1 protein-coding gene is annotated in these 226 nt (G+C 64.6%); it reads left to right on the plus strand.

What is annotated here, in order from left to right; all coding sequences use genetic code 11:
• The coding region (locus E0702_RS18615) for a hypothetical protein (RefSeq protein ID WP_132045947.1) at positions 1-226 on the plus strand (226 nt) is incomplete at both ends.

The raw sequence follows: 226 nt of genomic DNA on the forward strand, positions 1-226 counted from the left end.
GCCCGCTGTCTCGACTGGCTGGCCCAGTCCAAGGCGCGGCCCTTCGAGCTGGACGCCGAAGTGTTCCGCATCGCCTGCCTGCATGACGTTGCAGCGGGGACGCTGAGCATTGCTTTCTGTTTCCATCACATACTGATGGATGGCTGGAGCAGCTCGTTACTGGTCTCCCTGTGGGTGCAGGGCCTGCGCGGCCAGGCTATCCCGCCGCTGGCGTCGCGGCTGTATT

Source organism: Halomonas marinisediminis (genome assembly GCF_004347715.1).
Lineage (GTDB): Bacteria > Pseudomonadota > Gammaproteobacteria > Pseudomonadales > Halomonadaceae > Halomonas > Halomonas icarae.